Source organism: Bacillus sp. EKM202B, assembly GCF_011066025.1.
GTDB lineage: Bacteria > Bacillota > Bacilli > Bacillales > Bacillaceae_G > Bacillus_A > Bacillus_A toyonensis.
The window spans coordinates 1-12,939 of record NZ_JAAMNK010000025.1 but is presented as its reverse complement, the minus strand read 5'-3'; the positions used below and the strand labels follow the sequence as shown (position 1 = coordinate 12,939).

The following is a 12,939-nucleotide window of genomic DNA, read 5'->3' as shown; positions in this document are numbered from 1 at the left end:
GGGTGGAAAGGGGTTTTCATCTTTGGCTCATAACGACAAAAGTCAAATTACATTTTCTGTACAACATTTGATTGAAAGAAATACAAAACAAAGAAAAAAAACGCAGCGAATCAATCAAATAGTTCCATTATTATTAAAAATAATTGCTAGTGTGTCTATTGTGACGACAATGGGAATTATTTGTACGTTGGCAAATGAAACAATGATGTTTTTTCAAAAAATATCATTATACTCCTTTTTGACGGAGAAAGAATGGTTACCGTTTTTTGAAAATCCTAAATTCGGTATATTACCACTTATATGTGGAACAGTCCTTGTAACAGCAATCGCCATGTTTGTAGCAATTCCTATCGGTTTAGCGTGTGCTGTATTTTTGAGCGAATACGCTTCAAACGGTGCGCGAAAAATATTAAAGCCGATGTTAGAACTATTAGCAGGTATCCCGACAATTGTATATGGTTTTTTTGCATTAACAGTTGTCACGCCACTTTTACAACGAATGATACCGGATTTACAGTTTTTTAATGCAATTAGTCCAGGAATCGTTATTGGATTTATGATGATACCTACAGTTGCATCTTTATCTGAAGACTCGATGAGAGCTGTGGCGAAAGGAACGAAAGAAGCCTCGTTAGCGCTCGGAGCGACTCGGTTTGAGATGGTAAAACAAGTAGTGTTTCCCGCAGCTTTTACAGGGATTATGGCAGCGATTATATTAGCGGCTTCCAGGGCAATCGGTGAAACAATGATAGTTGTAATTGCAGCGGGATCCACACCGAATGTATCGCTGGATCCGACGCACTCTATTCAAACGTTAACAGCCTATATTGTGCAAGTGAGTTTAGGTGATGCTCCGCATGGAACGATTGCTTATTACAGTATGTATGCCGTAGGCGCAACGTTATTCTTGTTTACTTTTATAATGAACATCATTTCGCAGTATATTGTGCGCCGTTTTAGGAGGATGACATAATATGCGAATGTTGAATCATAAAAAAATACAAGAAAATATGGCATCACGTTTTTTTAAAGATCGAATTTACAAATTGTTATTTTATATAGCAATTTTGTTTTCAATCGTAATTTTGCTTATTTTGCTTTTTCAAATTTTTGAAAAAGGGTTAAGCTATCTTTCAATAGATTTCTTTACAAACTTCGCTTCACGTAATCCGAAAGAAGCCGGGATTGCTGCAGCTTTGTCAGGGACAATATTATTTATGAGTATTGTTATACCGGTCACGTTTATATTTGGAGTCGGGACTGCCCTTTATTTAGAGCAATATGCGAAGGAATCTATATTTAAAAAGGTAATAGAAATCAATAATCAAACGTTAGCAGGAGTACCTTCCATTGTATTTGGATTACTTGGCTTAACTATTTTTGTATATGCTCTTCATTTAGGCGAGAGTATTGTTGCAGCGGCGCTGACGATGAGTTTGCTCGTCTTACCGACAGTTGTTGTAGCGAGTCAAGAAGCGATACGATCTGTACCAAGTTCATTATTAGAGGCTTCTTACGGATTAGGTGCTACGAAGTGGCAAACGATGTATCAAATTGTATTGCCGGTAGCTTTCCCAGGAATTATAACGGGTTGTACGTTAGCGGTATCAAGAGCAATTGGAGAAGCGGCACCGTTGTTAGTAATCGGAGCATTAGCGTTTGCAAATTATGTTCCATTTAGTATGTTTGATAGATTTACAGTTTTACCAATTCAAATTTTTAATTGGATGAGTAGACCACAAGAAGAATTTCAGTATGTAGCAGCAGCTGGGATGATTGTTTTGCTAGGTCTGTTACTCTTTATCAATATATTTGTCTTATGGTTACGAAATCGAAAATAAGTTGGAAGTGGATGAAAGGGGAATTCAAATGGTAGCAACAGTAGTAAATGTACAGGTGAAAAACGAAGAGAAAATCCAGACTGCTCCAAAAAAAGTAGTATTTGATACGAAAAACCTAAATTTATGGTATGGAGAAGACCATGCTTTAAAGGATATTAACTTAAGTATTCATGAGAATGAAGTTACAGCAATTATTGGACCAAGTGGTTGCGGTAAATCAACGTACTTAAAAACATTAAATCGTATGGTAGAGTTAGTACCGATCGTTCGAACTACAGGCGTGATTGAATATAGAGAACGTAATATATTTGATAAATCGTATCCAGTTGAAGAATTACGCACACATGTAGGAATGGTGTTCCAAAAGCCAAATCCATTTCCAAAATCTATTTATGAAAATGTAGCATATGGACCGAAAATCCACGGTGTTCGTGATAAAAAAACGTTGGACGAAATTGTTGAAAAAAGTTTACGCGGGGCAGCAATTTGGGATGAATTAAAAGATCGTTTGCATGATAACGCATACGGTTTATCTGGTGGACAGCAACAACGCTTATGTATTGCACGTTGCTTAGCGATTGAACCAGACGTTATTTTAATGGATGAACCAACATCGGCGTTAGATCCAATTTCGACGTTAAAAGTAGAAGAATTAATTCAAGAGTTAAAGAAAGACTTTAGTATTGTAATTGTAACGCATAACATGCAACAAGCAGCGCGTATTTCAGATAAAACAGCTTTCTTCTTAAGTGGGGAAGTTGTGGAGTATACAGATACAAATAAATTATTCACAACCCCTTCAGATAAGCGTACAGAAGACTATATCACAGGACGATTCGGTTGATATCGCTAGCAAGGCTAAGAGAAAATGCCCTCTTAACAGAGGGCATTTCTTATTTTTACCTCATTTTAATAGAGAATTAAAACTTCTCCTATCTTACTGCTTATGGCAAGTATAAGAGGTTAGATAGGAGATTTATATAAAATGGCACATAATATTGAGGGGGAAGAAACGATGGTAAGAGAACAGTTTCAGTGTGATTTAAAAACGTTACAGCAAAAGGTAATTGAGCTTGGTGAATTAGCAAAGGAAGCTTTATTAATTGCTATGGAAGGTCTGCATACAAGAGATGTAGAGAAAGCGTTAGAGGTCATTGATGGTGATTACCGCATGGATAATTTAGAAGAGGAAATAAACGATCTTGCTCTTATGCTTATTACGAAGCAACAGCCTGTAGCAAGTGATCTAAGAAGAATTTTTATTTCAATTAAAACAGCGACAGATTTAGAGCGTATTGCAGACCATGCTGTTAATATTGCGAAATCCACAATTCGTCTTGGGGAAAAAGAAGTAACAGTTAGTTTGCAAAATCTTGATGAAATGTTTGCGATTGCTCATAAGATGCTAAATTTAGCATTGGAAGCATACGAACAAGAAAATTTAACTTTTGCTAAACAAATTGCTGAGATGGATGATTCAGTTGATGAAATATATGGGAAGGCAATTCGTGAATTTATATCCTCGATCCCTGAACAACCAGAGGCTATTACACAAATTACACAATTATCCTTTGTTGCAAGATATATTGAGCGTGTAGCAGATCATGTTACAAATATTGCTGAGAATGTATTTTATTTAGTAAAAGGAAAGCATTATTTATTGAATGAATAGGAAGGAAAGTAGGTGATGAGAAATCACCTGCTTTTTTTAGTCAAAACATGACAAAAAAAGCTCGTTGTTTCCTTTAGTTTATGATGATAAGATGTATCATAATATAATGGGAAAATTAGTATTATTGGTTTTTATTCAGTGCTTTTTTACTAAGTTAATAGTAAGCGCTTTCTTTGTTGTTTGAGGGTGATAAAAATAGCCCTTCTTATTAAAGTTTCATTTTATATGGAAGAAGATTATAAGCAGAGATTTTCCATAGCACATTGATTTGTTGAAACAATCAAGCTTATATTGCTAGTTCATGTGGGATAGAGAATATACATATGGTGTATGGATTTATTGAACATTATATAAGTGGAGGCTGAAGTATATGAAGGGGGTTATTTTAGCTGGAGGAAAAGGAAGACGCCTTAGACCATTAACATGTAATACTCCAAAGCCGATGTTGCCATTATTAGAAAAACCAGTTTTGGAATACAATATTGAATTGTTACGTCAGCATGGTATTCGTGAAATTGCAATTACAGTTCAATATATGAGTGCGGCCATTAAGCAATATTTTGGCGATGGTAGTAAATGGGGAGTTAACTTGTACTATTTTGAAGACTCCCCTCCACTTGGAACGGCAGGAAGTATTAAACAAGCGGAAAACTTTTTAGATGAAACATTTGTTGTTATAAGTGGAGATGCATTAACTGATTTTCGATTATCAGAAGGAATTGCGTTTCATGAACAAAAGAAAAGAATGGTAACTATGTTTGTAAAGGAAGTAGAAAACCCACTCTCATTCGGTTTGGTTGTAATGAACAAAGAACAAGAGGTTACACGATATATAGAAAAACCGAGCTGGAATGAGGTAATCTCCAATATTGTGAATACAGGGATTTATATTATGGAGCCAGAAATCTTTTCTTACATACCACCCCGAGAGTTTTTTGATTTCAGTCAAGATGTGTTTCCATTATTATTAGCAAATAAGAACGCGTTATTTGCATATTTGTCAGAAGGTTATTGGTTAGATATTGGTACATTTGATCAATATCGACAAGCACAATTTGATTTGTTAACGAAAAAATTGCAAGTACCTATTCCTTATACGGAAGTGTTACCGATGGTATGGATGGGAGAAGGTGTGACGATTGGAAAAGGGACGAAAATTCATGGCCCATCTTTTATTGGAGAAGGAGCAAAGATTGGTGCGGGGGCTGTAATTGAGCCGTACTCTATTATCGGGAAAAATAGTATTGTTTCAAGTTACTCTCATCTTCAAAAAAGTATTGTTTTTGCAAATGCTCACATTGGGGAGTATTGTGAGCTATTAGAAACGACAATAGGAGAGCATACAATGGTTGAAGATGACGTTACGTTGTTTCAAAAAAGTATTGTAGCGGATCATTGTCATATAGGGAAGAGTACGGTCATTAAGCAAAAAGGAAAATTATGGCCTTATAAGGCCATTGATAGTCATTCGATAGTAGGATCGGCTGGTGTTCAAGAAAGTGAAAAAAGCGCTGGCTGGTTACAAAAAAGCCGTATTGTAGGGAGAGGGAATGTTGAGATTACTCCGCAATTTATTGTAAAAGTGGCGATGGCGTATGGATCTCTTTTCGGAAAAGGGGAAAGCATACTAATTGGGAGTCAAGAACATATAGAAACAACTTCTTATAAAAATTTATTTTTACATGCTATTCATGGTATCGGGATTCATACGATGGAATGTAAAGAGATGAACGAGTCACTTTTTCAGTATAGCATTCATAATTTGCAATGTGCAGGTGGGGTTTTCGTTCAAGTGGAAAATGAAAAAGAAGTTGTTATAAAGCTGTATGGTAAGGATGGGATGCTGTTAACGTATAAGCAGCAAAAAGCAATAGAACAAGTATATATGTCCGAGTCGTTTTATTACGTATGTGAGAAAGAAATGGGACAAAATACGCCAGTCCACGTTTCTTTAAATGACTATATAGAAGCTGTATTAGAATGCATTGATATTGAACAAATACAAAAACAAAAGTTTCATCTTCTTATTAATAAGAGAAATGATATGTTACAACATTTACTTATGCTCTTTCTTCAAAGGCTTGGGTGCACAGTTACATGGATTTATGCGGGCGAACAAAAAGATCATGTGAAAGCTTTGATGAAATCAAGTAAAGCGAATATGGCGCTTATGTTTTCTGAGCAAGGAAATTATTTCGAGTTATATGATAATCATAGTAATATTTACCAAGGTACAGATTTTGAAGAAATAGATCTTCCTGACTTATTACTGGAATCAAAAGGGAATATTTACCCAATGTCTTTGAAATTAGGAGAATGTTACCTTCTATTTTATATACATGATGAAAAAAAGGCGTTTCAAGTAAAGTGGAAACGAGATATTTTATATCGAATTGGAAAGTTATTCGAGTTAATAGCACTGCAAGAAAAGGCGTTTCTTAGCATAGTAGAGCAATCACCGCCGCTTTATTTACTTTATGATGAAGTTGTGTGTTCATGGAACGAAAAAGGGAAAGTGATGAGGAAATTATTGGCCGATATGGAAAGAAAGGAAGAAGGTATATTTGAAGGAGTGCAGTTCAAGTATACCGAAAAAGAGTGGTCTTATATCGTTTCTGATACAAAACAACCAAAATTTTTGGTGTATTCACATGCTAGAAATCCAGTGATAGCAAGGGAAAACATGAAAAATCTTATAGAAAAAATTAGACAATATCAAAAGGTGTAGAATTTTTATTTTAAAAGTGGTATTATGGTATAGTCTGATTTAAGTTATTAGTACTGGAGGGAAATAAGAATGCGTGTGAATATTACTCTAGCATGTACAGAATGCGGAGATCGTAACTATATCTCAAAGAAAAATAAACGTAACAACGCTGAGCGTATCGAGCTTAAAAAGTATTGCAAGCGTGACAAGAAGTCTACGTTACACCGTGAAACAAAGTAAGCAGTAGGAATATTTTCCTACTGTTTCTTTTTTTATTCGATTCCTATATTAAAAGTGATACACTATCATCATAGAGTAAAGTGTCACTGTAGGGGGGAAGATGTGTGAAAGAAGAGAAAATACGTTTACGTAAACAAATAATAGAACACATGAATTCTTTATCGGAAGAACAGTATGCAACTTTATCAGAGCAAATCGCAGTTTCGTTGTATGCGCAAAAAGAGTGGGTTGAAGCTGAAACAATTGGAATCACTCTTTCAATGGAAAATGAAGTGAATACATATCCTATTATCGAAAAAGCTTGGGAAGAAGGAAAGAAAGTTGTAGTTCCGAAGTGTAATAAAGGAACAAGAACAATGTCCTTCCGGCAAATTAGTAATTTTGATCAATTAGAAACAGTGTATATGCATTTGCGTGAACCGATTCCATCGCTTACTGAAGAAGTGAATGCGGATGAAATTAACCTTCAAATCGTACCAGGTGTAGCCTATACAGAGCGAGGAGAACGGATTGGATACGGCGGGGGCTATTATGATCGTTATCTCGTGCATTATAAAGGGAAAACGCTATCATTAGCTTATGATTTTCAAATGGTAAAACAAATTCCAGTGGAACCATTTGATAAAAATGTAGAAAAAATTATTACAGAAAAAGGAACAATGGTTATAAATGGGCTTGTATAGACAAATAAAAATTGACGAGACTTTTTCTTCTTGATTATAATAAAATATGTGAACGTTTTCTTATTATAATTTTTTATAGTAAGTGAGCATAGAGGGTGATGAAATGGTATCTATTTATGATATTCAGCAATTGCTAAAGAAATTTGGTACGATTATTTATACGGGTGATCGAATTGCAGATTTGCAATTAATGCAAGATGAGCTACGTGAATTAAATCAGTCACAGCTAATCGATCCACAAGACTATCAAACAGCTTTATTTTTATTGAAGCAAGAAATTCAAAAAGAGCTAAATAAGAATTAGATAAAGGTAGGTAAGCAACATGGAAGAGAAATGGTTAGTTGGTGTTGACCTTGGAGGTACAACGATTAAATTAGCATTTATTAATGTATACGGTGAAATTTTACATAAGTGGGAAATCCCTACGAATACAAATGAGCAAGGAAAACATATTACACTTGACGTAGCGAAGGCAATTGATAAAAAATTAGAAGAGTTAGGCGAATTAAAAAGCAAGTTAATTGGTATTGGTATGGGAGCTCCTGGTCCTGTGCATGTGGCATCTGGAATGATTTATGAAGCGGTTAATTTAGGGTGGAAAAACTATCCATTAAAAGATTTACTAGAAGTAGAAACAGGGTTACCTGTTGTAATTGATAACGATGCAAACTTAGCAGCGCTTGGCGAAATGTGGAAAGGTGCTGGCGAAGGAGCAAAAGATTTAATTTGTATGACGCTTGGCACTGGTGTCGGTGGTGGTGTAATCGCCAATGGTGAGATTGTACACGGTGTAAGTGGTGCTGCTGGTGAGATTGGACATATTACAGTCGTTACAGAAAATGCTTTCCCATGTAATTGCGGAAAATCTGGTTGTTTAGAAACAGTAGCTTCTGCAACGGGTATTGTGCGTGTTGCTATGCAGAAAATACAAGAGACTGATAAAGAAAGCATGTTACGTTCTATGTTAGCAGAAGAAGGACGTATTACATCAAAAGATGTTTTTGAAGCGCACGGACAAGGTGATGAACTAGCAAATGAAGTAGTAGAAAAAGTAGCTTCTTATTTAGGATTAGCTGTAGCGAATCTTTCTAGTACGTTGAACCCAGAGAAAATTGTTATTGGTGGAGGCGTTTCTAGAGCTGGAGATGCACTATTAGAACCAATTCAAAGTTATTTCGAGCAATATGCTTTCTCACGTGCTGTAAAGAGTACGAAGTTAGCCATTGCAACACTTGGTAATGATGCAGGTGTTATTGGAGGAGCTTGGCTTGTAAAAAAGCACAAATACGAAGCGAAGATGATATAAGTTGTGAAATGTGAAAAGAGGAAGGGGGAAACCCTTCCTCTTTTTGTGCATAATCTTGATGAAGAATAACATGTAAGTGAATTAAGCTGCTGGTGGATACCCGTTATATAGAACAGTCATGATCGTAAACCATCCGAAAACGAGTACAGTCGCAATTGCAAAGCCGCCTGCGAAAAAGTTCTTTTCGCGAAGTGTTCTAAGCGTAGCAAAAACAGCTAACAGAGTGACAAGCGTAAAAATAATAACAAGGCCCATACAATATCCTCCTCTGTCTACCTATTCTTAAATGTGAGTTTTTAGAATATTTACTCTTTTATATTGTACATGTTTTAAAAATGATTGTCGAGATAGCATCCTTTCTTTTCCTAAGAGAAAGAAATGTTGTATCATTAAAAGTAAGTTTAATAACTGGAGGAGATTTTCATATGAAATGGACACAAATGCCGTTAGGACCATTACAAACAAATGCTTATATTTTAACGAATGATCAAAATGAGTGTATTATCTTTGATCCTGGTCATGAAGGAGAGAAGCTCGTTACATATTTACAAGAAGAACAATTAAAACCACTGGCGGTTTTATTAACGCATGCCCACTTTGATCATATTGGTGCTGTTGATGCGGTAAGAGACGCTTTCCATATTCCTGTATACGTACATAAAGAAGAAGCAGATTGGTTAGGAGATGGAACTGTAAATGGCTCTCAAATTTTTATGATGAACCGTAGTATTACAGCTAAGCCAGCGGATCATATTATTGATGCAGAAGGTACATTAACAGTCGGTTCATTTAATTTTGAAATTTTTGAGACGCCAGGACACTCTCCAGGAAGTATTTCTTATTATAGTAAAGAGGCGAATGCAGTGTTCTCAGGAGATGTATTATTCCAAATGAGTATTGGAAGAACTGATTTACCTGGTGGAAGTTTTGCTGAATTAATTGGAAGTATTGAAGAGAAATTATTCGTATTGCCAGATGAAACAGCGGTGCTATGTGGACATGGTCCAGAAACAAGCATCGGTTTTGAAAAAGAAAATAATCCATTTTTACAATAAGGAGTCATTATGGGGATGGAGCTCATTTTAAGAGAATGGATGGGGAAAGAGAAAGATTATTCGATTTCATATAGTACGTATATGAACCTCGTATTGTATGCAGAAGGGCATGGCTATTATATGAAGGACCGTGAAAAGATTGGAAGACAAGGCGATTTTTTTACAAGTAGCAATGTATCCTCTGCTTTTGCAAAAACATTTGCTAAGTTTTTTATTCGTCTTGTTGAGAATGATGAAGTCGCTCCAAATATTTGTGAGATTGGCGGGGGAACAGGAAAGTTTGCCTATGATGTTTTACAAGAATGGAAGCAATTATCTCCGGAAACCTTTATTGATTTAAACTATTCAATGATTGAAGTGAGCCCTTTTCATAGAAAATTACAACAAGAGAATCTGTGCTCATTTTCTAATATATCGTATTATACATCTTATAGTAAAATGGGAGAGTCATTCGAAGGAATTCTTTTTTCGAATGAGTTATTTGATGCATTTCCTGTTGAAGTAATTGAGAAGAGAAATGGAATGTTGTATGAAGTACGTATTACGTATACAGAGGAAGGGAACCTTGCTGAAGTATGTAGACCGTTAGATAAAAGAATCGGTCGCTACTTACTGAAATATAACATTCATATTGCAGAAGGGCAGCGTTTTGAGGTGCCAATTGCGATGGAAGATTATATAAAAGGAATTGCAAAATGGTTTCAAAAAGGTATATGTATTACAGTTGACTATGGATACACAAAAGCAGAATGGACGTACCCTGCGCATCGAGAAGGAAGTTTACGTGGGTATTATAAGCATAAGTTAATACGTAATCCTTTAGCGTATCCAGGGGAAATGGATCTTACTACTCATATTCATTGGGATGAGTTAAAGGAGATTTTTAACCTTCAGGGAATGAGTGCAGTATGGCATAAGAAGCAATCTGAGTTTTTGTTAGCTGCAGGAATATTAGAACAGCTTACGAGTCATCAAGATACGAATCCTTTTTCTGAAACTCAAAAACAAAATCGAGCAATTCGTTCTATGATTTTGAACGGAGGATTAGGGAATGCCTTTGATGTTGTTATACATACGAAAGACATACAGAATTTACATCTGAATCGGTATTTAACAATATAAAAAACAAGACACAGCATATTTCTGTGTCTTGTTTTTTAATACGACGTATGTAGTATTATATATTTCCTCTCATGATATATATTTATATTAAAGATATGAGATGAAAAATATAGAATACGTTCTTTTTCTCTGTTTATTAGTCCCTAACCTAATAATACGCGAACGAGTTGAATAATTGTTTCGTTTTCTACTTTGTAGTAAATTTCTAATCCTTTTCTTTCACTAGAAACGATTTTAGCACTTTTTAATTTTGCTAAATGCTGTGAAATTGTAGACTGTGGCATGTTTAAGCCAGTGTACATTGTAGAAACGTTGCTTGGACCACGCTCGATTAATCCTTTTACGATACATAAACGAACTGGGTGAGCAAGTACTTTCAATAATTCTGCATTGCTTTCATAAAGTTCTATTTCTTTTTGAAAGGTTTCTAACATGTTCTTTTCCACCTCCGTGTGAGCTGTTATACCATACTATACATACCAAAAAATTAAAGAAAAGAAAACAGTTGTTGCAGAAAAAATTTCCTAAAGTAAAGAAATTGTAAGAAAAGAGACCCTGATGTAAATAAAATGGATAAATTAGCACAGTTTTGTAAAATGACGCTTTTGGGCGAAAATTTTGATGCGTTTTAAAAATTGAAAGATATAGATATATTTGTAACACAATTTTATCATGATTTTCTTATTCTTTCAAATGAATATACAAAATTTTTAAAATAATATGACAAAGGAATTATAATGCTATATATAGAATATAAAACAGGTTAAAAGAAGCCCGATGTAATCAGCTTTTTTATGAGGATAATGAGACACTTGAGTGTAGCTGATCAATCTTAGAATGATCAAGTCATTCGTCATTTATGCTAGAGCTCATCTTTTAGCAACTTTAAAAATCTGTGATTCCATATATTCTCATAAAAGTCAATTGTCTCTTTTGCGGACATAAATGGATTGTTTAATGTAGAAGTTATTTTAGGTGCCATAAAGTTTTCGTACCCTAGTCCGTGAGCAAATTTAATCGTAGCATCCATACAGTACTCTGTCTGGGCGCCACAAAATTCAATACGATGTACAGATAATTGATCTAAAATTTCTTTTAAGTTTGTTTTATAAAATCAATTTGCATGTGTTTTTCTCACAAAGAAATCATGGTCTTGAACATCTAGATCAGTATGAATAGCCCAAAGTTCTTTTTCGGGTACTAAATGATCATCACAATGTTGAACAAAAATGATTGGTTTATTTGATTTTCTGTATGAAGAAATTCTTTTATTTACTTTTGTAAGCAAGTTTTGTAAATCAAATAAATGCTCTCCGCTATAACATACCCCATTTTGTAAATCGATAACGATTAAAATATCAGAACAAGTATCCATTATTTTTACCCCCTTTTATTTCTTAATATATCGATAAAACCATTATTTGTAAATAAGTGATGTGCTTTTATCCCACTATTTGTGGGAGGCGGGCTGCCCGTAAACGCCCGATTGGTGAAGGCTAATAATGAGTGGGAATGAACAAAACCCCCAATGATTAAATTTTTGTACAGAGATAATAAAGTAGTTTTATTTACAATAAAATTCTTTAAAAAACAATAAAGTTGTTTTATTATAATTGGGGTAGAGTCAAGAAAATACGCATTTACAACGATAAGTATTTTGATACAAGTCTTATGAGACATTATGAGGTCTAATTGAAAGGTGATTGGATTATGTACCGATAGGTTTTACTCTATTGAGATTGTGAAGTTTCCTACTTAAACTAACGGGGCAGGTTAGTTAGATAAAGGGATATTTGGATTAAGATAGATGTAAGTAGAAAAACTACTAAAGTAATAAGATTTGCTTCAGTAAAATAAGGTATATTATATTTGTTGAATAGATTCTCTGTAAAGACAAGAAAAGTAGGTGAACAAAGTGGGCAAATATCAATTGGATTACAAAAGTCAGGTAGCTGTGGCAAAGTTTCATGAAAAACAGACGCCTGCCAAATTTGATAAAAAGCAGCAACTTGAAAAATTGCGTGCGGAGTATTTGAAAAAGAAGCAAAAACAAACAGATAAATAATATGTTTTGTTTGTCTGATTGTTTTGTATTCGGTGTAAACAAAAGGAAATAGGTAAGTTATTCATCGTTCAAATATATACAGGCTATTTTTTCAAACATCTTTCTTAATGAACTAACGCATGCGTTAGTTCATTAAGAATAAATAAAAAAGTCGATTCCTTGAGAGGGGATGATATTATCCCCTTTAGGTAGACAGTGTGAAAAAGACCATGTATACACATGGATGTTACACTATTACTTGGAGGGG

14 protein-coding genes and 1 pseudogene are annotated in these 12,939 nt (G+C 34.7%); 12 read left to right on the top strand and 3 right to left on the bottom strand.

Annotated features, from left to right (window positions below; genetic code table 11):
* Positions 1-22: 22 nt before the first annotated feature.
* The 9 genes from pstC to glcK all read left to right on the top strand — a co-directional run bounded on the left by pstC (position 23) and on the right by glcK (position 8,450).
* Positions 23-973 carry a phosphate ABC transporter permease subunit PstC gene (pstC, locus tag G9F74_RS22945; RefSeq protein ID WP_016109099.1) on the top strand — a complete coding sequence of 317 codons (951 nt, stop codon included), beginning with the start codon at positions 23-25 and terminating at the stop codon, positions 971-973.
* 1 nt (position 974) lies between these two features.
* Positions 975-1,841, top strand: coding sequence for a phosphate ABC transporter permease PstA (gene pstA, locus G9F74_RS22940; RefSeq protein ID WP_016109098.1), 867 nt, complete (start codon positions 975-977; stop codon positions 1,839-1,841).
* Between the two features lie 28 nt (positions 1,842-1,869).
* Entirely contained in the window at positions 1,870-2,685 is an 816-nt protein-coding gene (pstB, locus tag G9F74_RS22935) for a phosphate ABC transporter ATP-binding protein (protein ID WP_000226691.1), read from the top strand.
* A gap of 171 nt (positions 2,686-2,856) precedes the next feature.
* Complete coding sequence (phoU, locus tag G9F74_RS22930; RefSeq protein ID WP_033657342.1) at positions 2,857-3,513, top strand: phosphate signaling complex protein PhoU; 657 nt, start codon at positions 2,857-2,859, stop codon at positions 3,511-3,513.
* A 370-nt stretch (positions 3,514-3,883) separates the two neighbouring features.
* Positions 3,884-6,241, top strand: a complete 2,358-nt coding sequence (locus G9F74_RS22925; protein WP_016109097.1) for a sugar phosphate nucleotidyltransferase — start codon at positions 3,884-3,886, stop codon at positions 6,239-6,241.
* Between the two features lie 69 nt (positions 6,242-6,310).
* Complete coding sequence (rpmG, locus tag G9F74_RS22920; protein WP_001265616.1) at positions 6,311-6,460, top strand: 50S ribosomal protein L33; 150 nt, start codon at positions 6,311-6,313, stop codon at positions 6,458-6,460.
* Positions 6,461-6,564: 104 nt separating this feature from the next.
* The gene (locus G9F74_RS22915) at positions 6,565-7,143 is read left to right on the top strand and encodes a 5-formyltetrahydrofolate cyclo-ligase (protein WP_000656840.1); all 579 of its coding nucleotides are present in this window, start codon (positions 6,565-6,567) and stop codon (positions 7,141-7,143) included.
* A gap of 103 nt (positions 7,144-7,246) precedes the next feature.
* Positions 7,247-7,447: a YqgQ family protein gene (locus G9F74_RS22910; protein WP_000253699.1), complete on the top strand. Its 201-nt coding sequence runs from the start codon at positions 7,247-7,249 to the stop codon at positions 7,445-7,447.
* A gap of 19 nt (positions 7,448-7,466) precedes the next feature.
* Positions 7,467-8,450, top strand: coding sequence for a glucokinase (glcK, locus tag G9F74_RS22905; protein ID WP_016109096.1), 984 nt, complete (start codon positions 7,467-7,469; stop codon positions 8,448-8,450).
* A gap of 81 nt (positions 8,451-8,531) precedes the next feature.
* Here the strand turns inward: glcK and G9F74_RS22900 are convergent, their stop codons facing one another.
* Positions 8,532-8,705, bottom strand: coding sequence for a DUF2759 domain-containing protein (locus tag G9F74_RS22900; protein WP_000524850.1), 174 nt, complete (start codon positions 8,703-8,705; stop codon positions 8,532-8,534).
* 170 nt (positions 8,706-8,875) lie between these two features.
* Between G9F74_RS22900 and G9F74_RS22895 the strand changes: the two genes are divergently transcribed.
* Together G9F74_RS22895 and G9F74_RS22890 are read left to right on the top strand one after the other, a co-directional pair.
* Entirely contained in the window at positions 8,876-9,505 is a 630-nt protein-coding gene (locus G9F74_RS22895) for an MBL fold metallo-hydrolase (RefSeq protein ID WP_000872319.1), read from the top strand.
* A gap of 9 nt (positions 9,506-9,514) precedes the next feature.
* Complete coding sequence (locus G9F74_RS22890) at positions 9,515-10,627, top strand: class I SAM-dependent methyltransferase (RefSeq protein ID WP_000525126.1); 1,113 nt, start codon at positions 9,515-9,517, stop codon at positions 10,625-10,627.
* A 143-nt stretch (positions 10,628-10,770) separates the two neighbouring features.
* Here the strand turns inward: G9F74_RS22890 and G9F74_RS22885 are convergent, their stop codons facing one another.
* Complete coding sequence (locus G9F74_RS22885) at positions 10,771-11,061, bottom strand: ArsR/SmtB family transcription factor (protein WP_000894375.1); 291 nt, start codon at positions 11,059-11,061, stop codon at positions 10,771-10,773.
* A gap of 428 nt (positions 11,062-11,489) precedes the next feature.
* A pseudogene (locus G9F74_RS22880) lies at positions 11,490-12,002 on the bottom strand (cysteine hydrolase family protein).
* A gap of 540 nt (positions 12,003-12,542) precedes the next feature.
* Here G9F74_RS22880 and G9F74_RS22875 point away from each other — a divergent pair.
* Positions 12,543-12,692, top strand: a complete 150-nt coding sequence (locus tag G9F74_RS22875; protein ID WP_000521653.1) for a hypothetical protein — start codon at positions 12,543-12,545, stop codon at positions 12,690-12,692.
* The last annotated feature ends 247 nt before the right edge of the window (positions 12,693-12,939 follow it).